Origin of the sequence: Niallia circulans NBRC 13626 (assembly GCF_001591585.1) — a bacterium.
GTDB classification, from domain to species: Bacteria; Bacillota; Bacilli; order Bacillales; family Cytobacillaceae; genus Niallia; species Niallia circulans.
The window spans coordinates 1-26,079 of sequence record NZ_BCVE01000031.1; the positions used below are offsets into that span (position 1 = coordinate 1).

Below are 26,079 nucleotides of genomic sequence, written 5' to 3' on the forward strand. Positions count from 1 at the left end.
AGACAATTTCCTTTTCAACTCCTTTTCGATTTCCAAATACTTTTTTAAGATTTCATTTTCCTGCTTTAAGTGATTCATTTGACGTTCTTTTTTATCTTCATCACTTGAATTATCTGGACCATGCCCGTATGAATACTGTTTTCCTATAGGTTGATCGAATCGATGAACTTGATTTTCCCGATACCATTTCATCCACGTTTTGATTTGAGAAACATTTTTAATTCCATATTTCTGCATGATTTCTTGATTCGTAAACTGACCACTCATCTTATCTTTAACAACTGCCCATTTAACCTCACTTGAATATATGTTTTTGCCCACGCAAAACACCTCCGAGTTAGTACTTTGTTTAAGTGTACCATTCGAAGGTGTTTTATAGTGTCTCATTTATTTAGGTTAGTCTAATCGTTAAATCAACATTTTGTGGCTTTTTCTATGAACATTATTTATACACGGTTTTATGCAAGTTCTTTGAACGTCAGTTACAACAACGTTTTGGAAGTATATTGAACAATGCTGTACAATCTCAGTTATTGCATAAGACTTTGCATATTACTAGTTGTAAATCCACAAAAATTTGGCGAGAACGCCAAAAAAGGTGGCGTAATTTTTGCATTGATAACGCATTTAAGGAATTAAGTTCATAAAGTCATAGAAAAGATTGTGAAGTATTGTACTTAAACGAACGGGGGCGTTAGTTGAATAAAAAAGTATAGAAATAATCAAACTTTATTATAAAAAATCTAACAAAGTTATTAATAGAAAAACCATTTTGAACAATCTTTATTCAAAATGGTTTTTTGGCAATATTATTTATGTTTAACAAAGTCCATTACGTAGCGAATGTATTTATCATCTCTTGCAAGCCATACGCCATAATTTCGGCGCAGGAAGATTTCTCCTTGTAGGAAGGTAGAGAAGGTTTGTGGAAGCTTTGTTTTTTTATGGTTTATTGCCCACTGGTTTTTGCTCACTTGATAAAGGAAGAATACCTCATCTTGTTTATTTTCAAATAAAGTCCCAAGAGGAGAGTCTTTTTTATTGTATTCATTCTTTTTCGGGTCTTCCCTTAAAGGCTCTAAGGCAAAGGTTTCTAAGCAGTAATTTTGGTATGCTTTATCGGTTAAGTTGCAGCCAGATGCCTTTACATGACCTCCCCCGCCGTATACGCCCGCCACTTTTGATACATCTACATGATCATGAATCGTGCGGAATCCAAGTTTTTTTCCACCGATATTAACAATTGCTATGTAATCTAAATGAGGATATTCCTTGCCAAGTTCATTCCCCAATTCAGAATGGTATTGCTCTGCATATACAATGCCTGCATACAAACCGTCTATTTCCTTTTGGACAAGTTCACGACGTTTCCGACGGATGTAACGGTCAATTTTCTTTTCTTCCATATCTAGAATCTGTGTTTCTAGCTCATCGAAGTAGAAATGATCACTTTCCTTTAATCGTGTAACCATTTTTTCCACAAATTCATCAAATGAAATAAGATAGAAAAGTGCATTTAAACGTTGTGCTTCTAAATTATTGTTTCTTTCCCAATCCCATGTATCATATTGTCTTACCAACTCCACGAATTCTGATATTGCTGGAGAGGGAGTCATGTATTCATGTTTTACAAGGTATTCATATAATAAAGACGTGGCACTAGTCAAAGTTCCATCCTCATCTTGAACAGACACAAATCCCCATTCAAAATCATTTAAATGAAGAGCTGTTTTATGATGGTCGATTAGTTGTACCTTGCCACCCTTTTTATAATAGTCATCTAATCGAATCGTATTTTCTTCATTGACAGAAAGATCGGTAATAAAGAGAAAAGTGTCTTCCGTTTTTTGATCTAAGAACTTTTCTACTTCTTGGTTGAGAAAAGATACGGAATTATAACGCACCTCTACGTCTTCTCCGAATGCGAGTTTTGCAATAATGCCGCAGCCAACTCCATCTAGGTCATTATGCGATAATAGTTTGTACATTTTTTTCACCCCTGCCCAATAGTATAATCTAATATGAAAAAAATAGAACCGATTACGGCTAATTTCTTTTTGAAAAACACATTCTTACAAAGAAAAAAGGTGTCTCAGATAGGTTGTGCACCATATGTGAGACAGCCTTTTTGAATGGTTATTTCAATCCAATGGATACTTTTTCGCCGTCTATTTGAAGCTCTTTCATTTCTGTTATTCTTTCGAATAGAAGCTCATGGAGAATAACTCCTTTATGAATAAGAGAATGATATTCCATAATCGTTTGTTGGAAAGTGACTGGACAGTCGATATATAAATCAATTTTCTTATCGACTGGCAAGTTCTTTTCTTTCCGCAAATCTTGGACAGAACGAATCAGTTCTCTGATGTTCCCTTCCTTTTTTAATGCCTCTGATATGGTAGTATCAAGCATTACGGTGAAATTTTTATTGGAAGCCTCATGATATCCAGGTAGATTTGTCTTTCTTTGGAGAAGTATTTCTTCCCCTGTTAAGGTAATACATTCTTTACTTTCTAGTTGGAAAGTTAAATATCCTTTATTTCTAAATAAATTTATCTCTTCTTCTGTTGCAGCTTGTAATTTATCCTTTATAAATTTAACACTTTTTCCTAGTTTTGGACCTGCCTTTTTAAAATCAAGTTTTAAAGAATATTGAACATAATCTTCTTGTGAATCTAGCCAGTTAATCCTTTTTACATTTAGTTCTTCTTTTATGATAGATTCAAACTGTAAAAAATCAGTATTCTGGTTACTGTTGTTCGAGAACATCAATAATGTAGCCAACGGTTGTTTTGTTTTTATTTGAAACCGATGACGAAGACTTCTTCCGAGCTCAACCACTTCTTTTACTTTTTCCATTTGTTCTTCTAATTGTTTATTTACCCTTTCAGAGTTTCTGGAAGGGAAATTAGTTAAATGAACGCTTTTCCCTGTTAAGGCAAGATGAATACTTTCAGATGTAAAGGGAATAAACGAAGCTAATAATTGTGATAAATGGATTAAAACACTATATAAGGTTTGAAAAGCAGAAAGTTTGTCTTCTGACATTCCCCTACTCCAAAATCGCTCGCGATTTCTGCGAATATACCAATTACTTATATCATCCATTAATGCAGCGATTTTTCTGGCGGCATTGGTCAATTGATATTGTTCCATCTCCGTTTGGACAACTATCGATGTCGTTTCTAAGCGAGAAAGAATCCAGCGATCCATAATTGGGAGGTTATTAGCTCTTGGTAAATTCGGATCAAAATGATCTATTTCAGCGTATAGGGAATAGAAATGAAATAAACTTAAGAATCTATCAATAATCTTTGATTTTGCCTCTTGGACATTTTTTTCTGAGAATCTCTTTTGATTCCATGGAGCACTGTCTGCCACAAGCGCCCACCGTAGTGCATCTGCGCCATATGTTTGGATAAGCTTTACAGGGTCTAATGCATTGCCTTTGCTTTTAGACATTTTTTGTCCTTGTTCATCTAGTACATGCCCTGTTGCTACCACATTTTTATATGGTGCTTTGCCAGAATAAAGGACGGAAACAGCTAACAGTGAATAAAACCATCCTCTTGTTTGATCGATTCCTTCCACAACTACATCTGCAGGGAACTGCTGTTGAAGTATGCCGCTATTCTCAAAAGGTGTATGATATTGGGCAAATGGCATGGAGCCACTATCAAACCATACGTCGATCACTTCTGGTGTTCGATGCATTTCCCCACTGCATGAGGGACAAGTTAAGATTAGTTCATCCACATACGGTTTGTGCAATTCTAAATGGTCAAAAGGATTCTTCGTATATTTTTTTAGCTGTGCTATGCTTTTAGGAGCTATTTCTGTTTGGCAGCAAGTACATTGCCATACGTTTAGTGGAGTTCCCCAATAACGGTTTCGGCTTATATTCCAATCGACTAATCCATTAAGGAAATTTCCAAAACGGCCATCTTTTATATGTTCAGGGTACCAGTTTACCTCTTGATTTTTCGCGATCAGCATTTCCTTTGCTGCGGTTGTTTTGATAAACCAGCTTTCGGTTGCATAATACAAAAGAGCTGTGTCACAGCGCCAGCAATGTGGGTAGGAATGTTCATATTTTTCTTTATGGAATAACAGTCCCTTTTGATGAAGCATTTTGATTATCTCGACATCCGCTTTTCCATCTTTTACAAAGGTGCCTGCTAAAGGGGTAATGGCTTCTTTATATCTTCCCCTTTCATCAACTACATGGACAAAAGAAAGGTCGTTCGCTTGCACAAGATGATAATCATCTTCGCCATAAGCTGGGGCAATATGGACAATTCCAGTTCCACTGTCACTTGTGACGAAATCACCATGATGAATAGTATGACCTTTCTCCACTTGCACGTAAGAAAATGGTGCTATATAGGAAAGTCCGAGTAAGTCTTCCCCTTTTAATTGTTCGATCACCTCTCCCTCTGTACCAAATACTGCCTGTAATCTATTTTTAGCGATGATAAATACATCGTCCTCCATTTTAATCTTTACATAGTCCAAGTCTTTATGAACTGCTAATGCAACATTTGCTGGTAATGTCCACGGGGTCGTTGTCCAGCCTAGTACATATTCATTCTCCTTTGAAGCAAGCTTGAATTTGACAGTAGCACTTAAATCTTTTACATCTTTATAACCTTGAGCCACCTCATGTGAGCTTAAGGAGGTCTGACAGCTAGGGCAATATGGAGAAACACGATGCCCTTTATACAGCCAGCCCTTCTCATGAATGCTACCAAGGATATTCCAAACAGATTCAATATAATCATTACTCATGGTCATATAAGGATCATCCATATTAACCCAATAGCCTAGTTCTTTTGTAAATGTGCGCCATTGTTGTTCATAGGAGAATACGCTAGCTTTACATTGTTCAATAAAAGGAATCACGCCATATTTTTCGATTTCTTGTTTTCCGGAAATACCGAGTGCCCTTTCTACGCCTAATTCCACCGGAAGCCCGTGCGTATCCCAGCCCGCTTTGCGAATGACTTGTTTGCCGTTCATTGTTTGAAACCTGGCAATGATATCCTTGATCGTTCTACCTAACGCATGCCCGACGTGCGGAAGCCCATTGGCTGTTGGCGGTCCTTCATAAAATACAAAGGGTTCTTTATTTTTGCGCTGTTCAATTGATTTTTGAAAAATTTGCTCTTCTTCCCAAAAAGCGAGAATTCTTTCTTCGCGGCCTCTGTCTGTTTCTTTTGGTGTTTCCATCCATATCCCTCCATAATAATCAATAAACATTCCAGTATAGAAAGATATTTTTCGGAAATAAAAAAACACCCGTCCCTATGTAGGGACGAGTGTATTATTTATAACCCGCGTTACCACCCAAATTCTGCTTGGCAAAAAGCAAACAGCGCTTAGTCAACGTACTATCATACGTGTTCCTTTTAACGGTGGAAATCCGTCAAGACTTACTAACTGCTCGGGTTCTGCCTTGCATCTCAGAGATGATTTTTCCGGTTTGCTTTCCTTACTGGCTTCCACCATACCCAGCTCGCTAAAAGGGACACAAAACGTACTTTTTCTCTTCATCGATTTCTATGAATTGGAATGTTTTGTATAGGATAGCACTTTTAAATGGTAAACTCAAGAGACATTAACCTAATTTAAGATAAAAAAATAAAACATGAGAAGTGGGAGGAAATACAGCCACAAAACTGTCATAGTATCGAGACTGGGATTTTGTTAGAATGATAGGTAGTGATTGAATAGGCTTGAAAGGGAGTAGAGACATGAAGAAAGTATTAAATATAGCCTTTTTTTATGCGATTTTAGGATTGGTTAGTGGTGTTTACTATAGAGAATTTACGAAAATGAGAGATTTTACAGGTGAGACCCAGCTCTCCGTGGTGCATACTCATTCGTTTGCTTTAGGAATGATGATTATGTTAATCGTCTATCTATTCTGTTATACAATGAAAATCCATACACTCAAAAACTTTGATGTATTCTTTTATTTTTACAATATTGGAGTGCTTTCTACTATTACGCTAATGATTATTAGAGGAACGCTGCAAGTGCTTGAGTTTGATTTATCAAGCGGGTTAGATTCTGCTATTTCGGGAATCGCGGGCCTAGGCCATATTGCCGTTACCATCGGATTAGTCCTGTTTTTTCTTTTATTGAAAAAAAATCACCATGAAAATATTCGGACGAAGTAGACAAGAGCTGTTTTTCCGAAGCTTATTGAGAGCAGCTGCTTCGGAAAAACGCTAGATTAATTTAAGAATTTGCCAGCTTGTTGAGGAGGTCAATTCTATAATGGGATAGCGCAAGTAATGGAAAAATATGATTATAGCTATGATAATAAATATAGAATTGAGTTGGTAAGCCGATGCCTGTTGGATAAGTAATGGTATGATTCTCCCTTTTTTCTTCTAATAAATATTGTATTCCCCTTTTTACTTCTCTGCTCGCTCCTTCTCCTGCTGCGATTAAAGCATCGACAGCCCAAGCTGTTTGTGATTCCGTGCTAAACGGCAGCGGCACATACGTTAGTTTTTCACAGCTTTGACAGGATTCTCCCCATCCGCCATTTGAATGTTGAATTCTCTTCAGCCAAGTTACTGCCTTTTTGATTGTTGGATGATTTAAAGACATACCAACAGCTGTTAAACCTGTAAGGGCAGCCCATGTACCGTAAATATAACAGACTCCCCATCTGCCATACCAAGAGCCATTTTTCTCTTGATTATCGCTTAGCCAATCTACAGCCAGTTTTATATGAGGATGTGTATAACGCAGATGTGCAAAATAACCTAAATATTCTAGAACTCTTCCTGTTAAGTCAGCGGTAGATGGATCTACTGCTGCATCTTTTGCATTTTCAATAGGAACGAGTTTAAGTATTTCCCAATCTGTATTTTTTTCAAAGGCGCCCCATCTGCCATCTCTGTTTTGCATGGAAAGCAAATAGTTTGTGCCCTTTTGCCAAGCTTGATGAACAGTTGGATTTTTTGCAGCTGCAGCGGTTAAGGCGCGTAGAACAGCTGAGGTATCATCATTGTCTGGATTATTAGTGTTAATGTCAGAAAATCCCCACCCGCCAGGTTCTGTACGGGGATTATGAACCTGCCAATCGCCTCTTTTTGTATGTTGCTTTGTTAGAAGATATTTTGTTGCTTTTTTTATCGTAATAGATTCTGAAGTCATGCCCGCTTGTTGTAATGTATAGCTAATTAATCCTGTATCCCACACGGTGCTGGTAGAATTTTCTAGGTGGCTGAGTTCCCCTCTTTTATCAATAAGAGAGGAGAGACCTGAAACTGCTTTTTTAATAACAGGTGAGTCTTTTTTATAGCCAAGAGCAAGCAAGGCATAAATCATAAAGAAAGTGGCACTGGCATAACTGTAGAGCGTTCCATCTTCTTCGAGTCGATCTAGCATATATTTTTCGCCATATTGAAATCCTAAATGATGAAGATAGGCTGGGAATTTTCCGATTCGTTTCATTTCGTTCCACAGGAAGGTAAGGGGTGACCGCTCATTTTCTAGGTATTCGTAAGATGGATAAAGAGCTATACCTCTTACAAATAAATCATCTAGCTTTGCTTTTGGCTGAAGGGTAAACTTTTTATTGGATGCTATTAACATAGGAATGAAGTGAATCCGGGCATAGGCGCTAAATTGGTAGAAGTTAATAGGCTGAAACGTTGGCAGCAATAAAAATGTCATCGGAATGTATATCATATGGGACCATGGGTATAAACCATTGACGGAAAGCATCCATTTTATCATAAAATGAGCTTTCGCTAAACCACCATTTTTTATAATAAATGATCTTGCCTTCTTCATCTGTTGATCGTCCTTCGTATAATGGCCAGAGTATAGAAGGGCAGTATACGCAATAATGGTTGCTGATAAATGACCATTTGGCTCATCACGATATGCCTTCCAATACCCTTCTTTCTCCTGGGTTGTACGCAGTGTTTTAGTCAAAAGACGGATGTTTTCTTCTTCGGTTTCGATATTTAAAGCTCTAATCGTAATGATATAAAAAGCATCTGTCATTAAGCTACCTTGAAAACGGAATTGAAAAGATCCATCTGTCTGCTGATGTTCAACAAGTTTCTTTATCCGTCTATGTTGCTCTTTTTCAACTGTTTCGAGAATTGTATTCAATAAAGTCACCTCAACTTTAAGATCGTATTAGTAAACTTTATGCATCAAAAGGAAAATCATATTCAGAAATATTTATATTTTCTTTTTTTAGTGGTTGAAATTGGAAAGGAAGAGGACTATAATAAAACATAATTTAATGGAGCGAACATGTTGATCAGAAGGAGTAGCCTAAGAAACTTTTTCAAAAGAGAGCAGTCGGCAGCTGAAAAGATTGTGTAAAAGTCTTTGGTGAAGACATCTGTGAGTGTTACTTTGAAGATTGTACAAACAATTAGTAGGAGTAACCGGCCATCACCGTTATGATACAAGTGGTTTTTTGAAAAGAACAATTTGGGTGGTACCGCGGATAATCCGTCCCTTTTATAGGGGCGGTTTTTTGTTGTTTTTTTCTAAATTACAAGATAGGTTCACGACAGTTTTCTACCATCGTATTTTTGTTTCAAATGTGTACAGAGCAAAAAGATAGGGCTTTTCTTATAAGGAGGTGAGTACCGTGGATGATGATGATGATAACGATATGAATCAAAAAAAATTACTGATTATTTTAGGAGGAACAACGATATGGAATCTTCAAAAAGGGTACTCATCTCTGAGTGCGAACAGTATGTTGGAAAGGAAGTAGTATTAAAGGGCTGGGTGAAGAAAATCCGACAGCTCGGAAAGGTTGGTTTCTTGTTATTAAGAGATCGCACGGGAACGATTCAATGTGTCCTTGAGCAAGAGCAGAATCAACTGAAGATAGAGACAGAAAGTGTCGTTCAGGTGACTGGAGTTCTTGTTGATACGGAAAAAACAGCAAATGGAGTAGAGCTTCAAGTAAGAGAATTAACGATTCTAGCAGAAGCTGGCCCTTTGCCATTCGAAATTAATAAGAACCATGTTAAGGTAGGATTAGATCATTTATTAAACCACCGAGTTCTATCATTAAGACATGAGCAAATTAATGCTATTTTTACGATTCAATCTATGTTTGTAAAAGGTTTTACAGAGTTCCTAACTACTGAAGGCTTTACGCGCATTTTTACACCGAAAATTGTTTCACAGGGAGCAGAAGGCGGTGCTAATGTTTTTACCTTTAACTATTTTGATAAGCATGCTTATTTAGCGCAGTCCCCTCAATTTTATAAACAAATGATGGTTGGCGCTGGGTTTGAACGAGTGTTTGAAATTGCACCTGTATATAGAGCAGAAGAGCATAATTCATCTAGACACTTAAATGAATATATTTCCCTAGATGTTGAAATCGGCTTTATTGACAATGTGGAAGAAGTAATGGAGATGGAAAGGCGGGTTCTTCAATATACTTTTCAGTATGTAAAGGAGCATTGTTCAAACCAGTTAGATTTATTAAAAGTCGAAATACCGGTATTGAATAATATACCAAAAATGACATTAGAAGAGGCACAGCAGCTATTAAAGGATAAGTATCAGAAGAGCTCTCCTGAAGGAGATTTAAATACGGAAGGGGAAAAATACATTGGAAGGTATATAAAAGATAAGTATGGAAGCGATTTTGTTTTTATAACAAACTATCCAAGAACTTCGAGACCAATGTATACAATGCCAAATAAAGAAAACCCAGCTTTAACTGATTCTTTTGACCTTTTATATAAAGGCAGCGAAATTACTTCAGGTGGACAGAGGATTCATTGTCAAACGGAACTGATAGAGTCTTTTAAGGAGAAAGGGTTAAATCCAAGTGAGTTTACAACCTATATCAATTCCTTTGCTTATGGAATGCCACCACATGGAGGATTTGGAATTGGCTTAGAACGTATCATCATGAAGTTTCTAAATTTAGGAAACATCCGCGAAGCAAGTGCTTTTCCAAGAGACTGTGACAGACTTATTCCTTAGAAGGAGATTGTAGAACCAGTGCTGGACGTAAATAAAATTTGCTCTTTACTCGTACACTCGTAGATCAATTTGGAAGTATTTGATGTCCAAAAATAGAACCACATTACGAATAGAGGCAAATTTTATTTACAAGGGTAAACGATAAAAGAAGCAGCTTATTCATAAAAAATTTAGACAATTTGGTAGGGAGGGGTTTCTTTTCCTTTTAGAAAAGGTATATAAAAAGGAGCTAGATTATATATACATAATGGAGGGGGAAGCGCATGCATGAAGAAGTAGAATTAGTGCTTGATGCTAAAGCAGAGCTAGGGGAAGGGCCATGCTGGGATTTCAGGAATAATCTCTTATATTGGGTAGATATTGAAGGGAAAAAAGTACATATGTATAACCATATCTCTGGTAAGCACAAACAAATTCAACTAGAACGTGAAGTGTCAGCCATTATCCCTTGTAGTAAAAAAGATACGGAATTTATTGTTACATTAGATAGCGGTTTTCATCTTTTAAATATAGAAACAGGACAGCTAGAATTCATGACGGATCCAGAGAAGGAATTAACACGAAATCGATTTAATGATGGCAAGTGCGATGCTAAAGGGCGATTGTGGGCAGGAACGATGAGCAGGGATGATAAGAAAGAGGCAGCCCTTTATTGTCTTGGAAAAGATGGCAGATGCACAGCGAAGATGAGCGATTTAACTATTTCAAATGGAATGGCATGGACAAGCGATAATAAATACTTTTACCATATTGATACACCTACCCAAATTATCACTCAATATGAATATGAGTTAGAAACAGGAGAGCTAGGGAGGGCAAAACAGATTATTAATTTCTCTGAGGAAGAGGGATTTCCAGATGGCATGACGATTGATAGCGAAGGAATGCTATGGGTGGCTCATTATGGTGGAGGAAAAGTATCGAGATGGAATCCCGATAATGGTGAAAAACTAGAGGAAATTCTTTTGCCGGTCCCAAATGTGACTTCTTGTACATTTGGGGGAAAAAGGCTGGATGAATTATATATAACTACAGCACGGTCTGGTTTAGATGATGAGAAGTTAAAAGAGCATCCACAATCAGGAGGACTATTCAAAGTGAAGTTAGGTATAAAAGGCGTCAAGACTTATTTATATCAGAACTGAAGCTTACTAGTTTATAAGCGCGATTACGTTTTAATAGAGAAAAGAGAGTGGGCAAAAGATAGCCACTCTCTTATTTGATTATTTAACAACTAATAGGGCATTTGGCTCTTTTTATGCTAGTTTGGCTGCTTCTTCCGTTGCTCTTAAGGAGTTTTTCGAACCATCAATTGCTAAAAGAATAGTAGAATACATCATTTACGCCCCTTTTCTGATTTAGTGCTCAGATACTTTTGCATTTGGGTTTTGAAAAACAGTAAGCTTATCCACTATCTTTTGACTAGCGGAATTTAACCCTGTCATTATTACTGTATTCTGGTTTTCCTTTAACTTTAAGGCGATTTTATCAATCGCACCAACTGCAGAATCATCCCAAACATGAGAATGGGTAAAATCGATGAAAATCTGGTTGTTGGTAATGGAAGTATCAAATGCTTTAATAAAACTGTCAACAGATGCGAAGAATAATTGACCTTCCACCGTATAGTGCTCTTCATTCGTTCTTTCTTGCTTATGCACCTTAACATGGGAAATCTTCGCTGCGAAAAAGACCGCACTTAACAGGACTCCAGCAATAACGCCAAGGGATAAATTATCGGTTGCAACCACAATAATGACTGTCACAAGCATGACTACGGCATCTGCCTTTGGCGCATTCACGAGATATTTGAAGGAAGACCAGTTAAAGGTGCCGATACAAACCATAATCATAATGCCGACTAATACTGGCATTGGAATCTGTACAACGAGACTGCCTAATACCATAATCAAAAACATAAGAAAGACTCCGGCAACAAAGGTAGATAATCGGCCTCTTCCTCCCGATTTTACATTGATGACGGATTGACCAATCATTGCACAGCCAGCCATGCCACCGAAGAATCCTGTCACAATATTAGCGATTCCCTGCCCTCTTGCTTCTCTATTTTTATTGCTTTCTGTATCGGTTGCATCATCAACGATAGAAGATGTTAATAAGGATTCCAGTAGGCCGACAATAGATAAAGCCAATGCATAAGGAAAAATAATCGCTAATGTTTCAAAGGAATATGGCACATTTGGAAGGAAGAAAGTTGGTAAGGACTGTGTAATTTTCCCCAAATCTCCAACAGTAGCAACATTAACATTTCCAAAAATAGCAACAGCCGTTAAAATAATAATAGCAATCAGCGGCGCAGGAATAATCTTTATAAATCTTGGCAAGATATACACAATTAATAATGTAATAATAACGAATAAATAAGTTATATTTGTTACGTTAATAAGATGTGGAACTTGAGCCATAAAAATAAGGATGGCTAAGGCATTAACAAAGCCAATCATCACGGCTCTTGGAATAAACTTCATCAGCTTGGCTATTTTTAATACGCCAAAAATAATTTGAATAATACCAGTTAGAATCGTAGCAGCAAATAAATATTCCAACCCGTAATCTCTGACTAATGGTCCCATTAATAGTGCCATTGCCCCTGTAGCTGCCGAAATCATCCCAGGTCTTCCACCTGTAAACGAAATAACTACAGCCATTGTAAAGGAAGCATATAATCCAATCATCGGATCTACTCCAGCGATAATAGAAAAGGCAATTGCCTCTGGTATTAGCGCTAAGGCAACAACCATTCCTGATAAAATATCCCCGCGGATATTCGAAAACCATTCCCTTTTTATCTTTTCAATCAAATGATTCACCTCAATATAGTCTTCTGTTTCCTAAAAGTAGTCTATCACGTTTATTCCCAAAAAGGAATAATTTTTGGGAAAGTTTTTACAAGGTCTTCATTTCTGTCTATAATAGGAAAAAGAGATAACGTTGGAGGCAATGAAGATGATATATGGCTATATTCGCCCAACCATCGCAGATATTCACTGCGAGCAGCAGTTAAAAATACTAAAATCTATATGTGAGCAAGTGTATAAAGAAGAACACGATTCGGCAAAAAATAGAACAGAGCTATTGGAATTGTTGTCGTCCCTTTCCAAGGGAGACAAGATTGTGGTGGTGCAATTATTCGCGATTGCAGACTCGAGTAGACATCTGATGGAGATATTAGATATCCTTGAGAAGAAAGGTGCCTATTTACAGACAATTAAGGAAGATATTGATACAGAAAGAACAAAAAAATATTCATTGTCCGAAATGCTGTCCCATTTAATAGAATTCCAGAATGAAATTATTCGAGAAAGAACCAAAAAAGGGATGGAGTATGCGAAACAGCATGGGAAAACAAGCGGCAGACCTCGAAAAGCCGATGAGAATGTAAAAAAAGCAATCGAGATGTATCAATCAAAAAAATATACCTTGAAAGATATAAAAAAAGAAACAGGGATAAGTAAGTCTACTTTATATCGGTATTTGGAGAATTAGTCATGAAATTACTTTAGAAGGAAAGATGGAGAGCCACAGAGGATTTTATAATTATAATCTAAGAGAAAAAGCAGCAGATTCCAGATAAACAATAACCAGAACAACCATATGTTTGTTCTGGTTTATCATTTAAAACTTAATTTGTTTTTAGCAACTGTTTAACAATGGTACCTAAAGAGCTTTCTCCCATAAACGGAGCCAGTTTCGCCAGGAGTTCTGGAGACAGCCTGTCAGGATCAATGCGAGCTAGTAATCGTTCGATCGCTTCTTCCTCTAAAAAAGGTGACAGCTCAGTAAGCTCCTCTAATTCTATTTCATCATCTACTGCTTTATCCACCAGCATATTTAATGTTTCTTCTCCTATAAATGGGGCCATCTTTCGGATGAATGGCCAGCTGCCTCTTCCACCTGCAATCAAAGTCAATTGATCAATTGTTTCTTCTTCTAAAAAGGGGGCTAATGGCAGAATCTTTTCTTCATTTAAAGGATCCTTTATTTCTTGCAGAACAAGCTCATTTAGAGCTGTGTCACTTACGAATGGAGCTATTTCTGTAATGAACCTCCATGTTAACTTGCCTGTGCTTACTTTTAGGAGCATATCATTCATGTATTCTTCCTCTAAGAATGGCGCTAGATGCAATAACTCCATTGGTTCAGCGGATTCATTAATTAACTGATCAGCTATTTTGTTTAATGCATGTGCAGATACAAAAGGAGCAATACGCTGTATCATTTTCCAATTGATTGCTTTTTTCGCTGCTTCTATAACTATTTCATCTAATGCTTCTGTTTGTAAAAAAGGAGCTAGGTGGACGATGGAGTCTATATCCCAAACATTGGTATTCATCTTTTCTGATACTTTACTCAGCTGGCTAGATTTAATAATAGGAGCGATATCGACAAGCTCATTTACTTGTGCGGATCCTGAATTGATTAAATGAGCAACTTCTTCTGGTTTATCCTCCGATAAATGCTGCACGATTTTTCCTAATTGTTTAGAATGGTCCATCTTATCAACCCCCGCATTCATTAAGAGGTCAATAGATATATCAAATACATGTGCAATAACAGGAATGGTTGTAATATCTGGAAGGGACTCGCCTCTTTCCCATTTTGATATCGCTTGGTGACTAATATTTAATTTATCTGCTAACTCTACTTGGGTAAGATCTTTTTCCTTTCTTAATTTAGATATATAAGCACCAATTTTTCGTGAATCAATCATCCTATCATCTCCTTTATTTTTCCAGTGCGCACTGTCTACTTCGATACTAGCATACATACCGAAGTGTGCCTATCAACGGTTGGTTGAATCTGCGAAAAATAATGATTCTACTGGTGGTAGAATTAGCTGTTTGCAATTATAGATGATGGATCTTGTCTTTCCGAGGTACATAATAAAAACCAATGCCAATTTAGAAACTAAAAAAGTCCACAAAGAGTATCAAAACTCCTTGTGGACTATTAAAAACTTATACTAGTACGCCTTCTTTATATTCCTTTGTTAAGGTTGGCCAGTATTCTTTATTTGCTTCAATTAAATCATCAAGGACTGCTTTTGCTACTTTAGCTGATGGTAAAGTTTTATTTAAAGTGAAAGCCTGTAATGCTTTTTCGTAGGAACCTTCCACAATTGCTTCAACTAAGATCTTTTCAGATGCTAATTGTTGGTCAATCATTGCTTTATAGAAGTAAGGAATATCTCCCACAAATTCAGGCTTAGGACCGTCACTAGTAATAAGTGCAGGTACTTCAATCATTGCATCAGCTGGCAGGTTTGGAATCGTGCCATTGTTTTCTACCATAACTAAATATCTTTTTCCTAGATTTTGCGCAAGAGATACCGTTACATCTACAATAAATGTTCCATGTACACCAACCGCGAAGGAATCTTCTAAAATCCCTGTCTCTTCATATTTCTTCACTGTTTCAAATAGAGTTTTTTCACGCCCGTCCATTACTTCATTCGCACGGGTATATTCTTTATTAGAAGTTTCGACAATATGATCTGGGAACAAATAGTATTGTAAATAAGGGTTTGGCAGATATTCTGGAAAATGATCCATGATTAGTTTAATGTTCTTAAATGTTTTAATCCAAGAAGAATCGGCATGACGATAGTCAATTTTGGAAATATCTTCTGTCAGTAAACCGTATTTATAAACATGTTCGCGAATCTCTGGCAATCTTTCCACACCATCCACTTTAATGCTTGTAAACCAGCCAAAGTGGTTTAAACCGAAATAGTCTACTTCTAATTCTTCCCTTTCGACTCCAAGGATTGCTGCAATATTACGCATGGTTGCTACCGGCATATCACAAATATTTAGGACTCTTGAATTTGGTCGTAATTTGCGTACTCCTTCTGCCACAATGGATGCTGGGTTAGAGTAGTTTACAATCCATGCAGTTTCTTTTGCATATTTTTCTACATAATCGATTAATTCGATCATTGGTGCAATCGTTCTAAGTCCATAAGCTAATCCACCAGGACCACAGGTTTCTTGTCCGACTACATTATGGGAAAGAGGGATTTTCTCATCTAGCTCACGCATCGCATATTTTCCAACTCTCATTTGGGCAAATACAAAGTCTACATCCTCAAATGCGGTTTGTGGATCTGTTGTATCAATGACTTTAATTTTATCTGTATATTCCTCAATAACAGCTTTAGCGGCCACAACTACTTTGGCTTGTCTTTCTCCGTCAATATCATAGAAACGAATTTCAGATAGAGGCAGATCCTCTAGACGATCCATCAGACTACGAATAATTCCTGGTGTATAAGTGCTTCCTCCACCTGCAACTGCTAATTTAAATGTCTTCATCTTAAATACCTCCTAATTGTTGGTCTACTTGGTCTCGAACTGATTTCACATTTAAGCCATAAACAACTTGAACATTATTACCAGACTTGATAATACCTTTTGAGCCTGTTTGTTTTAATGTTTGTTCATCTACTATATTTGGATCTTTCAAAATTAAGCGCAATCTTGTATAGCAATTATCGACATTTTCAATATTCGCTTTTCCACCTAATGCATTAACAATAGTTGCACCTAAAGCAGAGGGGGAGTCATTTCTTGCAGTAGCAGATGCTGCTGCTTCTGCATTTGCTGTCTCACTTGTTTCTGTATCCTCTTCGCGACCCGGTGTTTTTAAATTTAATTTAAGAATTAAGAAGCGGAAAAGTAGGAAATAGATAGCTGCCATTAATAGTCCTACTAAGATAAACATTGGCCAGTTTGATTTCGTCGTACCAAGCGGCAAGTTATATAGCAGGAAGTCAATAAATCCATTAGCGCCAATCGCATGAACATTAAAGATACTTAAGAGCATCATTCCTACACCTGAAAGTACAGCATGTAACACAAACAAGATTGGTGCAGTGAACAGGAAGGCAAATTCTAATGGCTCTGTTACTCCTAGTAAAAAAGAAGTAAAGGCTGCCGGAAGAAGAATGGCTTTTGCGATTGTTTTCTTCTTTTTATCTGCTGTCACATACATGGCTAAAGCTGCACCCATCAGGCCAAACATTTTACTTAGGCCACGAGCATCCCAGTTAACGGTACTGCTTAGTACTTTAATGCTTGAGTCTGCCATTTCAGCAAAGTAGATATTTCTCGCTCCGTAGATAATTTCGTTTCCGATATGGGCTACTCCACCTAGTTCTGTATACAGAAATGGAGTATAAACTAAGTGATGAAGACCGGTTGGGATTAAGATTCTTTCTAAGAATCCATAAATAAGTAAGCCAAATACTCCTAAATTCTTAATGCCGCTTGCAACAGCTGTAATGCCATCTTGTACAAATGGCCAAAATTCTGCAGCAATCGCTCCTAAAATCATGGCACTAGGGATGGCTAAAATAGCAACAAAGCGATGTCCTGAGTAAATGGCCATAACCCCTTTAAATTCTGTGTCACAGTACTTATTGTGTAAGATACCAACTAGAGCACCGAGAAGAATTCCGGAGAAAACACCCATTTCTAACACTTGAACATTTAATACCATTGCTTGACCAGCTAGCTGCATTTCCTCTGGTGCCACTAAGCTGCCAGACAGACTTAACACTTGATGCATGGCATTTATGAAAATAACGAAGGTAACTAGTCCAGTTAAAGCAGCATATCCTTTATCCTTTTTAGCTAAGCCAATTGGAATGCCGACAGCAAAGATTAAAGCAAGGTTTTGTAAAATTGATACAGCAGAAGAAGAAATAAATTTCCCTGTATTTTGGATAGATGGATGTTCTAGAAACGGGATATATTGTGCTAAGTTTCCGTTTCCGAAAACATTTCCAAATGCGATAAATAATCCGATAATCGGTAGAATGAGAATTGGTGCGAATAAGGATTTCCCGAATAGCTGAAGACCATTTACGACCTTTTTCATCTATAAAACCTCCCTTTTTGGTAAGCGTTATCATATCTTTTAATATCCAAAGTATATAATTGAACATATAATTTTGAAAGGGGTTGCAATCATTGTGTACTATGTCTTTCAATCCTGTAACATGTTACACGTTATGGAAGGAAAGGCAAATGGACGAAATAGAGAGGATGTTCTCCCGAGCATCCTCTATTTTGGCGTTATTAAGGAAAGTTGTTAATATTCTTTAATAATCCCCCTTTTAATCGCGATAATTAAGAGTAAATCAATAAGCATAAACATATTGGATTCATAGGAGGTTACCTCAAATTCTTGTTGAGATTCAATAGTAGGGTCAAGGACCGTAAAGACAATATCAGAAATTTTGGCTGTTGAGCTTTTATTATTTCCGGTGAAAAGTATCGTTTTTACGCCTTTATCCTTGGCGATTTTTACTTTCTCTAGTACTTTAGCTGTTTCGCCAGAACGGGAAAAAGCGATGAGTAATTTGTATTTTTGAATATTATTGAGAAAAATGGCACGACTGTCGCTGGTAGTTGTATTGGAAACGTAATAACCAAATAACTCTAATTTCTTAGCGAAATAGCTAGAAAAAAGAGTGGAAAAGCCAGCGCCATAAAAATATATCATTTTATTTTCATTGATTTGAGATAAGAACTGTTCAATGGTTGTCTCATCTAGTGAGTCGATTGTTTGTTTATAATTACGCTTAAAGGAGGATACCGCCTCTATTAATGGTTGATGAATACTATCTACATATTCCACTTCTTGATCAAGCATCTTTGTTACTTTTAAATTTAGGTTGTAAATGAATTCACTATACCCACTAAAACCAAGTTTTTTACAAAGGCGGATAATGGTTGCAGTAGATACGAAGAGATCATTAGCCGCTGCTCGGATACTTAACGTTTCTCCGGCTAACTTTTTCTCTATCAGAAACTGGATAATATCGTTCTCTGCTTCGGTTAAATTTTTGTCATTAGTATAATCAAGAAAAAGCATATCTGAATTTTTCAAATCTATCATCATTCCTTGTTCATATTTTCGTCTAGTATGGATTCTTTTATTATAAATGATGTTTTTTCTATATGGATTGATTGGATAGCATAGCATAATATCTATAGGGATGCCAATACTATTAAAACTATGTAAGTGTTGGAGGTTTTACTTTATGTCCCAATCAAATATAAAACTAACATCTTCAGAAATTGCTTCTCTGTGGACATCTTATTTAAATAACTGTATGTCTAAACAGGTTCTCACTCATATGGTACAACATGTGAAGGATCGGGAAATTGTCGATGCTATTCGCTTTGCTTACCGATTTGCTCAAAAACAGGAAAAGCGCTTTGCGAAAATTTTCCTGGAAGATAAATTTGCCATACCACATGGCTTCACAGAAGACGATGTAAATAAAAAGGCCCCAGCCTTGTTTACCGATCCCTTCTGTTTAGCCTATATTAATCAAATGGCAAAAGCAGGATTAGTGGCATACGGGGGATTCTTATCAATGTGCACACGGAAAGATATAATCCGTTTTTTTCAAGAGGGACTACTGGATACTTCAAAGCTATATCAGTTAAGTACCTCTATTCTTGATAAAAAAGGATTGTTAGTCCGAGCCCCCTTTACTTCCGTACCAAAGGAAGTCGATTATATTGAAAATAGAAAATACTTGAGTGGTTTCTCTTTATTTCACAAAAAGAGACCATTAAATGCAGTGGAAGTTTCCCATCTTTTTATGAATACACAGACGAATAATATGGGACTTAAGATTACCTTGGCTTTCGCCCAGACAACGACGAATAAAGAAGTACAGGCTTATATGTTAAGAGGAAAAGATATTTCACAAAAACACTTAAAAATATTTACAGATACTCTATTAAAAGAAGGGATACAAAGTCCGAACACTTCCGATATTGGTATTACAGATTCTACTGTACGCACTTTTTCTGATAAATTAATGATGTTTCATATAAGTTTATTGAGTGCCTCAGGAATTGGAAATTATGCATTAGCGGGAGGAGCTAGTCAAAGAAGTGACCTGCTACTTAATTATGATAGGCTTTCGATCGAAATTGGCCAGTATGCCAAAGATGGGGCAGATTTAATGATTGACTATAATTGGGTGGAGCAGCCGCCGTCAATTATAAAGATTAAAAATGATGTAACAGGGAAATAGAGAGAAATTATATTCACAGTGTATACAAACTCCTGTATTTTGGAAAGAAATTGGAGTTAAGTATATTTATTAACCTCTTTCAATCAGGGGGTTGCTTTCCGTGGCGCTCGCGCTGAGCCGCGGTCTGCTTACAGCCTGCAGGGTCTTAGGCTGTCTCGCTAACCACAGGAGTCTCACCCCCTCCACTCCAAGCAACGCATGAAAATGCAATTCTACTTCTCCAATATCTTTTTGTCGACAAACTCAAATTATTTTTCCCTGTTACTCTTTTCTAAGCTTCCCGCTCCTCATTAAGCTTGCTGTTCTTTTTAACCTTATGAGCGCTTTCCTCTAAGATGTACATGACCGGTAATTGAGAAGTGATATTTGATCGTCCTGTATATACTTCTGTAACATAATACGCAATATTTATATCAGATATTTTTGCAAGGTGACAGTCTTTACTATTAGTAATGCTAATAATATTGCAGCCTTCCATTTTTAATCGATTTGCAAGATGAATGGTATAATCTGTTTCACCAGAAACCGATAAGATGATAGCGGTACATTTTTTCAGCTCCTTGCTGTTAATTGGGTAAAAGGGGTCTTTTATAAAAGTGGAAAACTTCCCTAAACTTGAAAAATATCTAGCACCATACTCCGCTAAAATGCCTGAACTTCCTGTTCCTACAAAAATTACTTTATCAGATTGACTAACCATATCCGCAGTTTCTTGTATATATGTTTCGAAATTACCTTTCATTGTGCGTTCTAAGAACTCAGAAAGATAGTATTTCGTTGACTTTAAGTTTTCTTGCTTACTTCTATCTAAATATAATTTTAATTTAACCTTAAACTCGGAAAAACCATCACAGTTTAACTTTCGGCAGAATCTAAGAATACTAGATGTGGATACATGCGTTTCATCGGATAATTCTCTAATACGCATATATATAACTTTATCGATATTTTTTGTAACATAGTTATAGAGTAGCATTTCTAAATCATTAAAGGATTGGATCATTTCATTTGTGAACAAATTATTCCCTCCTACTCTAAATAGAATTTTCCTTACATTCACCATTTTTCCAACTATTAATGGACTGAAAGTATATGTGAATCGCAAATAGATGAAAAATTCGCTGTCCATAAAAATATAAATGGTTCAACTAATCATCAGTGGGGATGACTTCCTTAATCATGGTAATCTTTCCTCTATTATAAAACAGGTTGTGACTAAAATGTAACAAATTCCTTCCGAAGAAAAAAGATAGTAAGTGGTTATTTTTACTTCTAATTAGTTTGCAAACGCATACATTTTAAGTGGAAGGGGGTATGTAATTGCCTGAGAAAATTAGAAATTCCTTGTGGGGTCAGCTTTTGCGCCGATTGAGTAAGGGGAGCATATGATGAAAAAGGACCATTCGAATGAGAATATTATACAAAAATCAATTATTGGAGGGAAGAAAATGAAGAAATTACTTTTAGTTTGTGCAGCGGGAATGTCTACTAGTTTATTAGTAAATAAAATGAAAGATGCAGCAAAAGAAAAAGGAATAGAGCTCGAAATCTTTGCATTGCCAGTATCAGAATGTCAAAAAGTCGCACATGAAGTGGATGTCGTTTTATTAGGTCCTCAGGTGCGTTACCAAAAACCACAGGTGGAGGAGATTATTGCGGGGAGAGTTCCGGTAGAAGTAATTGATATGAGAGCATATGGAATGATGAATGGCAAAGCAGTATTAGAAAGAGCATTAGAATTAATGGCATAAATCAATCAGCAACTTGCACCTAAAGAAGCCTGCAAAAATAGTTTTCCAATGTAAAAATAACATATTTATTTAGGGGGAATTATAATGGGTTTTATGGCGGCCTTTGAAAAGTTTGCGGAGAAAACGTTAGTGCCAGTTGCAGCAAAATTAAATTCACAAAGGCATATCGTTGCTATCCGCGATGCATTTATTCTATCTTTTCCTATTACGCTTGCAGGTTCATTAATTGTATTACTAAATTTTGCTGTCTTAGCACCAGACGGATTCATTGCCAAAATCCTATTCTTGCATAAATTATTTCCAAATTTAGCTGATTTACAAGCGGTTTTTTCTCCTGTATTAAATGGCTCTGTTAATATATTATCTATGTTCATCGTCTTTCTCGTTGCCAGAAATATGGCAATTTCACTCAAAGCCGATGAATTATTAAGTGGGCTGACAGGTCTTTCTGTATTTTTTATTATTTATCCACCATATACCAATGTAGAAGGAACCAACTTTTTAACAACTCAATGGGTAGGAGCACAGGGACTATTTGTTGCTTTAATTGTGGGATTACTAGTTGGTGAGCTTTTCAGCAGATTATCTAGATCCAAAAAATTACAAATAAACATGCCTGATTCTGTACCTCCGGCTGTTTCTCGTTCTTTTAAAGTATTATTTCCTATTATAATTATTACTGTGGTGTTCGCTATTGCAAACGCTTTAATAAATGCAGTTTATCCAGAAGGCTTACATGGATTTATTTACGCAGTGATTCAAACTCCATTGAAGAGTTTAGGCACCAATATTGTTTCCTTAGTTATCTTAGCGATAGTTTCCAACCTATTATGGGTTTTTGGAATCCATGGTCCGAATACCATTGCTGCTATACGGGAAGCTATGTTTGCAGAAGCGGGCTTAGAAAACCTTAACTTCGTCGCAGAGCACGGTACAGCTTGGGGAGCACCATATCCCGTAACTTGGGCAATTAATGATGCTTTTGCAAACTATGGTGGTTCCGGAATGACGCTGGGATTGCTTATTGCTATCTTTATTGTGGCAAAAAGGCAGGATTACAGGGATATTGGAAAACTTTCACTTGCACCAGGGATATTTAATATAAATGAGCCAATTATTTTTGGTTTGCCAGTTGTATTAAATCCAATTTTAATTGTGCCATTTATTCTTGTTCCAGCCATAAATATTATTATTGGATATGTTGCGATTGTATCAGGATTGATTCCACCAATTGCGTATTCCGTTCCATGGACTACACCAGGACCGCTGATTGCTTTCCTTGGAACAGGTGGAAATTATATTGCGCTATTGCTTGGTTTTGTTTGCTTGGCTGTTTCTACACTGGTGTATATACCATTCGTTATGGCAGCAAATAAAGCAAACGCCGTAAGTTATGGAGGGGAGAAAAAGTGATTCGGCTGCTTCTGCTTAAAGTGATAGAAAAATGAATCAATATACTATTCAATTTTTCTGTGGACAAATAAATTATGTCCGAGATGTTTTTGAAAATTACCAGGATGATTACATCACAACTAGCATAAAGGTTATTAACAAGATTAAAGCGGAGCTAGTAGTTGTTACATCTTTATCAGCGGAGCTTGCCATACGCCATGTAGAGAAAATATTTCAGCAGTCTAAATATGGTTGTGCGCTCCACTTTCATACGACCATAACAGAAGGATAATCAATAGAAAATGTCAAACAAGGGGTACTTCTTTAAGGAGTATCCCTTGCTATAATTTCGAGTTAGTTAATAGTATTTTTTATGATAGTATGTAAAGGCTACTAAAGAATGGAATTTTAATACTAGGTAAAATCTGCATCTTTCTTTTTAGCTCGTATTACCTTATAATTATTTTAACTTTATTTTTAAGCAGGGGGAGATTTCGATGAGTGAAGTCTCTTTCTGTTTGTTTGCGATTTTACAAATAAGCAATGGATTTTTACTATTGACACAATTGGTGTATAGTTATTAATAGATAATTTTTAGAAGGAATAGGGTGTTGAACAATGAGTGAATATCGAGTATTACTTTATTATAAATATGTACCGATTGAAAATCCGGAGGAATTAACCAAAGAGCATTTAGCTTTTTGTAAAGAACTAGGATTATTAGGTCGAATTCTAATTTCCCACGAGGGGATTAATGGAACAGTTTCTGGTACGGTAGAGCAAACAGACAAGTATATCGAAGCAATGAGACAGGATCCGCGTTTCAGCGATACTATTTTCAAAATTGATGAAGCAGATGGACATGCTTTTAAGAAAATGCATGTTCGTCATAAAAAAGAATTAGTTAACTTAAGCTTAGAGGACGATGTAGATCCACTTAAATTAACTGGTAAGCACTTAAAGCCAGCAGAATTTTATGAGAAAATGCAAGATCCTGATACAATTGTGATCGATGCTCGTAATGATTATGAATATGATCTTGGTCATTTCCGAGGTGCGATTAAGCCAGAAATTGAAACATTTAGAGAACTGCCACAATGGATAAAAGAAAATAAAGATATACTAGAAGGTAAAAAGATTCTTACTTACTGTACGGGTGGAGTAAGATGTGAGAAATTCTCTGGCTGGCTAATGAAAGAGGGTTTTGAAGATGTAAGCCAATTAGATGGGGGAATTGTGACTTACGGAAAAGACCCAGAAGTACAAGGCGAGCTTTGGGATGGTCAATGCTACGTATTCGACCAAAGAATCAGTGTGCCAGTCAATCAAAAAGAACATGTGATTGTAGGACGTGACTTCTTTACTGGGGAGCCATGTGAAAGATATGTAAACTGTGCAAACCCAGAGTGTAACCGCAAAATGCTTTGCAGTGAAGAAAATGAAGAGAAGTATATGAGAAGCTGCAGCCATGAGTGCCGCACACATCCAAGAAACTTCTATGTAAAACAACATGGACTCACACAAGAGCAAGTGGAAGCAAGAGTAAAAGAAATTGCTCAATGGGAAGAAGAAAGCAAAGTAATGTAATAGGAAAGGCTGTCCGTTGCGGGCGGCCTTTTTTAGTTTGAGAGAGGTTTGGCTGATAAAATGTGGTTTTGGCTGATAGATGCATCACTTTGGCTGAAAAAACCAAAGTTTGGCTGATAGATGCATCACTTTGGCTGAAAAAACCAAAGTTTGGCTGATAAGTGCTCCAATTTGGCTGAAAAAACCAAAGTTTGGCTGATAAGTGCACCAGTTTGGCTGAAAAAATCAAAGTTTGGCTGATATCTACTCCAATTTGGCTGATAAAAGCAAAACTTGATTGAAAAGGCAATAGCTTTCTGCAAATAAAAAACGAAAAAGAGGCTAATATCCCACGTATTTATGCGATATCAACCTCATTTCCCCACTTCATATTCATTGCAGACAAACCAAGTTTGTCTGCAACGTTTCAAAACTACTAGTTTGATGTGTACTCTAGCCCAATGCTTTTCTTACAATTCGAATGTTTCCCCTAGTTCTAATACTTTCCCTTTCAAACCAAGTTCCTCAAGCTTATTTACAAACGCCTTAGCGTCTTGCTCAATTACAGGGAATGTATTGTAGTGGATGGGAATAATTAATTTTGCTTGATACCATTCGGCTGCTTGCAGCGCATCCTCGGGTCCCATTGTAAAATGGTCTCCAATGGGTAGAAAGACAACGTCTAAATGGTGTCGGTCTCCAATCATCTTCATATCACTGAAAAGTCCAGTGTCTCCGGCATGATGGATGGTTTTCCCTTCTGCTTCAATAATATATCCACCTGGCATTCCGCCATATAAGATATTTTTATTTTCTTCATCAATAATCCCGGAACTGTGGAATGCATGCGTCATTTTTGCTTTAGCAAAGCCTAAATCGACTGTTCCGCCGATATTCATACCAATTGTTTCTACACCTTGCCAAGACATATAAGCAGCTAATTCAGGGTTAGCAACAACTGGAGCATTATTTGCTTTGGCGATTGGTGCCGCATCGAGAATATGATCCATATGTGCATGTGTCAGTAAAACAGCATCCACTTTCACTTCTTCCACTTTTGTAACAGCAGAAGGGTTGCCACTAATAAACGGGTCAATAATTAAAGACTTTCCTTCTGTACTAATTTCAATAGTGGATTGACCATGATAAGTAATTTTCATGCAAAATCATCTCCTTAAAATTCCACATAGGTGGATTATTGTCCATTTTAGATTAAAGCAGAGAAAGGAAAAATACCAAATGATATGCTTGTCTATTTCTCAAATCAGTATTGACACTAACTTGTAAGGA

Annotated in this window: 22 protein-coding genes and 2 other annotated features; of the genes, 9 read left to right on the forward strand and 13 right to left on the reverse strand. The window is 36.8% G+C overall.

Going from position 1 to position 26,079, the window contains the following annotated elements:
- The 3 genes from BCI01S_RS22880 to ileS all read right to left on the reverse strand — a co-directional run.
- On the reverse strand, positions 1 to 321 hold a 321-nt coding region (locus BCI01S_RS22880), incomplete at its 3' end, for an IS3 family transposase (RefSeq protein WP_061801185.1).
- 488 nt (positions 322 to 809) lie between these two features.
- Complete coding sequence (locus tag BCI01S_RS22885; protein WP_061801186.1) at positions 810 to 1,988, reverse strand: DHH family phosphoesterase; 1,179 nt, start codon at positions 1,986 to 1,988, stop codon at positions 810 to 812.
- A 148-nt stretch (positions 1,989 to 2,136) separates the two neighbouring features.
- Positions 2,137 to 5,229, reverse strand: a complete 3,093-nt coding sequence (gene ileS, locus BCI01S_RS22890; protein WP_061801187.1) for an isoleucine--tRNA ligase — start codon at positions 5,227 to 5,229, stop codon at positions 2,137 to 2,139.
- Between the two features lie 78 nt (positions 5,230 to 5,307).
- Positions 5,308 to 5,562: a binding site (T-box leader), on the reverse strand.
- Between the two features lie 191 nt (positions 5,563 to 5,753).
- Here ileS and BCI01S_RS22895 point away from each other — a divergent pair.
- On the forward strand, positions 5,754 to 6,182 hold the full coding sequence (locus BCI01S_RS22895; RefSeq protein WP_047944678.1) for a DUF2871 domain-containing protein: 429 nt from the start codon (positions 5,754 to 5,756) through the stop codon (positions 6,180 to 6,182).
- A 61-nt stretch (positions 6,183 to 6,243) separates the two neighbouring features.
- Here BCI01S_RS22895 and shc read toward each other — a convergent pair whose 3' ends face one another.
- Entirely contained in the window at positions 6,244 to 8,142 is a 1,899-nt protein-coding gene (gene shc / locus BCI01S_RS22900; RefSeq protein ID WP_061801188.1) for a squalene--hopene cyclase, read from the reverse strand.
- 141 nt (positions 8,143 to 8,283) lie between these two features.
- Positions 8,284 to 8,504 (forward strand) — a binding site (T-box leader).
- Between the two features lie 199 nt (positions 8,505 to 8,703).
- On the opposite strand from shc, the gene aspS reads away from it, so the two are divergent.
- Positions 8,704 to 9,999: an aspartate--tRNA(Asn) ligase gene (gene aspS / locus BCI01S_RS22905; RefSeq protein WP_061801189.1), complete on the forward strand. Its 1,296-nt coding sequence runs from the start codon at positions 8,704 to 8,706 to the stop codon at positions 9,997 to 9,999.
- A gap of 263 nt (positions 10,000 to 10,262) precedes the next feature.
- Entirely contained in the window at positions 10,263 to 11,144 is an 882-nt protein-coding gene (locus BCI01S_RS22910) for an SMP-30/gluconolactonase/LRE family protein (protein ID WP_047944681.1), read from the forward strand.
- Between the two features lie 111 nt (positions 11,145 to 11,255).
- Here BCI01S_RS22910 and BCI01S_RS25010 read toward each other — a convergent pair whose 3' ends face one another.
- Positions 11,256 to 11,339, reverse strand: a complete 84-nt coding sequence (locus BCI01S_RS25010; RefSeq protein WP_321198323.1) for a universal stress protein — start codon at positions 11,337 to 11,339, stop codon at positions 11,256 to 11,258.
- Between the two features lie 18 nt (positions 11,340 to 11,357).
- Entirely contained in the window at positions 11,358 to 12,821 is a 1,464-nt protein-coding gene (locus BCI01S_RS22915; RefSeq protein ID WP_061801190.1) for a SulP family inorganic anion transporter, read from the reverse strand.
- A 145-nt stretch (positions 12,822 to 12,966) separates the two neighbouring features.
- Here BCI01S_RS22915 and BCI01S_RS22920 point away from each other — a divergent pair, with 145 nt between their 5' ends.
- Positions 12,967 to 13,506, forward strand: a complete 540-nt coding sequence (locus BCI01S_RS22920) for a recombinase family protein (RefSeq protein WP_061801191.1) — start codon at positions 12,967 to 12,969, stop codon at positions 13,504 to 13,506.
- Between the two features lie 136 nt (positions 13,507 to 13,642).
- On the opposite strand, the gene BCI01S_RS22925 is transcribed toward BCI01S_RS22920, so the two are convergent.
- The 4 genes from BCI01S_RS22925 to BCI01S_RS22940 all read right to left on the reverse strand — a co-directional run bounded on the left by BCI01S_RS22925 (position 13,643) and on the right by BCI01S_RS22940 (position 18,915).
- Positions 13,643 to 14,731: a helix-turn-helix domain-containing protein gene (locus BCI01S_RS22925; protein WP_061801192.1), complete on the reverse strand. Its 1,089-nt coding sequence runs from the start codon at positions 14,729 to 14,731 to the stop codon at positions 13,643 to 13,645.
- 247 nt (positions 14,732 to 14,978) lie between these two features.
- Positions 14,979 to 16,334, reverse strand: coding sequence for a 6-phospho-alpha-glucosidase (locus BCI01S_RS22930; protein WP_047944684.1), 1,356 nt, complete (start codon positions 16,332 to 16,334; stop codon positions 14,979 to 14,981).
- A gap of 1 nt (position 16,335) precedes the next feature.
- Complete coding sequence (locus tag BCI01S_RS22935) at positions 16,336 to 17,901, reverse strand: PTS transporter subunit EIIC (protein WP_061801193.1); 1,566 nt, start codon at positions 17,899 to 17,901, stop codon at positions 16,336 to 16,338.
- 213 nt (positions 17,902 to 18,114) lie between these two features.
- Complete coding sequence (locus BCI01S_RS22940; RefSeq protein ID WP_061801194.1) at positions 18,115 to 18,915, reverse strand: MurR/RpiR family transcriptional regulator; 801 nt, start codon at positions 18,913 to 18,915, stop codon at positions 18,115 to 18,117.
- 154 nt (positions 18,916 to 19,069) lie between these two features.
- Between BCI01S_RS22940 and BCI01S_RS22945 the strand changes: the two genes are divergently transcribed.
- Positions 19,070 to 20,080, forward strand: coding sequence for a DUF3231 family protein (locus BCI01S_RS22945; protein WP_047944688.1), 1,011 nt, complete (start codon positions 19,070 to 19,072; stop codon positions 20,078 to 20,080).
- Between the two features lie 271 nt (positions 20,081 to 20,351).
- Here the strand turns inward: BCI01S_RS22945 and BCI01S_RS22950 are convergent, their stop codons facing one another.
- On the reverse strand, positions 20,352 to 21,098 hold the full coding sequence (locus tag BCI01S_RS22950) for a MurR/RpiR family transcriptional regulator (RefSeq protein WP_047944689.1): 747 nt from the start codon (positions 21,096 to 21,098) through the stop codon (positions 20,352 to 20,354).
- Between the two features lie 430 nt (positions 21,099 to 21,528).
- On the opposite strand from BCI01S_RS22950, the gene BCI01S_RS22955 reads away from it, so the two are divergent.
- From BCI01S_RS22955 to trhO, 4 genes are all read left to right on the forward strand, one after another.
- Complete coding sequence (locus tag BCI01S_RS22955; RefSeq protein ID WP_047944695.1) at positions 21,529 to 21,831, forward strand: PTS sugar transporter subunit IIB; 303 nt, start codon at positions 21,529 to 21,531, stop codon at positions 21,829 to 21,831.
- Between the two features lie 84 nt (positions 21,832 to 21,915).
- Positions 21,916 to 23,244, forward strand: a complete 1,329-nt coding sequence (locus tag BCI01S_RS22960; RefSeq protein WP_047944690.1) for a PTS sugar transporter subunit IIC — start codon at positions 21,916 to 21,918, stop codon at positions 23,242 to 23,244.
- Positions 23,245 to 23,275: 31 nt separating this feature from the next.
- Positions 23,276 to 23,515 (forward strand): hypothetical protein, encoded by a 240-nt coding sequence (locus tag BCI01S_RS22965; RefSeq protein WP_047944691.1) that lies wholly within the window; start codon positions 23,276 to 23,278, stop codon positions 23,513 to 23,515.
- Positions 23,516 to 23,841: 326 nt separating this feature from the next.
- Positions 23,842 to 24,810, forward strand: a complete 969-nt coding sequence (trhO, locus tag BCI01S_RS22970; protein WP_047944692.1) for an oxygen-dependent tRNA uridine(34) hydroxylase TrhO — start codon at positions 23,842 to 23,844, stop codon at positions 24,808 to 24,810.
- On the opposite strand, the gene BCI01S_RS25495 is transcribed toward trhO, so the two are convergent.
- The gene (locus tag BCI01S_RS25495) at positions 24,740 to 25,099 is read right to left on the reverse strand and encodes a hypothetical protein (protein WP_156485491.1); all 360 of its coding nucleotides are present in this window, start codon (positions 25,097 to 25,099) and stop codon (positions 24,740 to 24,742) included. The two genes, trhO and BCI01S_RS25495, sit on opposite strands and share 71 nt — an antisense overlap.
- A 160-nt stretch (positions 25,100 to 25,259) precedes the next feature.
- Positions 25,260 to 25,949 carry a metal-dependent hydrolase gene (locus BCI01S_RS22975; RefSeq protein ID WP_047944283.1) on the reverse strand — a complete coding sequence of 230 codons (690 nt, stop codon included), beginning with the start codon at positions 25,947 to 25,949 and terminating at the stop codon, positions 25,260 to 25,262.
- Positions 25,950 to 26,079: the final 130 nt, after the last annotated feature.

What these genes read in the sequence shown, in the direction of transcription:
- aspS (WP_061801189.1), top strand. Translation starts at nt 8,704, where the DNA reads ATGGAATCTTCAAAAAGGGTACTCATCTCTGAGTGCGAACAGTATGTT.
- BCI01S_RS22895 (WP_047944678.1), top strand. Translation starts at nt 5,754, where the DNA reads ATGAAGAAAGTATTAAATATAGCCTTTTTTTATGCGATTTTAGGATTG.
- ileS (WP_061801187.1), bottom strand. Translation starts at nt 5,229, where the DNA reads ATGGAAACACCAAAAGAAACAGACAGAGGCCGCGAAGAAAGAATTCTC.
- trhO (WP_047944692.1), top strand. Translation starts at nt 23,842, where the DNA reads ATGAGTGAATATCGAGTATTACTTTATTATAAATATGTACCGATTGAA.
- BCI01S_RS22945 (WP_047944688.1), top strand. Translation starts at nt 19,070, where the DNA reads ATGTCCCAATCAAATATAAAACTAACATCTTCAGAAATTGCTTCTCTG.
- BCI01S_RS22975 (WP_047944283.1), bottom strand. Translation starts at nt 25,949, where the DNA reads ATGAAAATTACTTATCATGGTCAATCCACTATTGAAATTAGTACAGAA.
- BCI01S_RS22935 (WP_061801193.1), bottom strand. Translation starts at nt 17,901, where the DNA reads ATGAAAAAGGTCGTAAATGGTCTTCAGCTATTCGGGAAATCCTTATTC.
- BCI01S_RS22960 (WP_047944690.1), top strand. Translation starts at nt 21,916, where the DNA reads ATGGGTTTTATGGCGGCCTTTGAAAAGTTTGCGGAGAAAACGTTAGTG.
- BCI01S_RS22930 (WP_047944684.1), bottom strand. Translation starts at nt 16,334, where the DNA reads ATGAAGACATTTAAATTAGCAGTTGCAGGTGGAGGAAGCACTTATACA.
- BCI01S_RS22955 (WP_047944695.1), top strand. Translation starts at nt 21,529, where the DNA reads ATGAAGAAATTACTTTTAGTTTGTGCAGCGGGAATGTCTACTAGTTTA.
- BCI01S_RS22910 (WP_047944681.1), top strand. Translation starts at nt 10,263, where the DNA reads ATGCATGAAGAAGTAGAATTAGTGCTTGATGCTAAAGCAGAGCTAGGG.
- BCI01S_RS22965 (WP_047944691.1), top strand. Translation starts at nt 23,276, where the DNA reads ATGAATCAATATACTATTCAATTTTTCTGTGGACAAATAAATTATGTC.
- BCI01S_RS25010 (WP_321198323.1), bottom strand. Translation starts at nt 11,339, where the DNA reads ATGATGTATTCTACTATTCTTTTAGCAATTGATGGTTCGAAAAACTCC.
- BCI01S_RS22920 (WP_061801191.1), top strand. Translation starts at nt 12,967, where the DNA reads ATGATATATGGCTATATTCGCCCAACCATCGCAGATATTCACTGCGAG.
- BCI01S_RS22885 (WP_061801186.1), bottom strand. Translation starts at nt 1,988, where the DNA reads ATGTACAAACTATTATCGCATAATGACCTAGATGGAGTTGGCTGCGGC.
- BCI01S_RS22925 (WP_061801192.1), bottom strand. Translation starts at nt 14,731, where the DNA reads ATGATTGATTCACGAAAAATTGGTGCTTATATATCTAAATTAAGAAAG.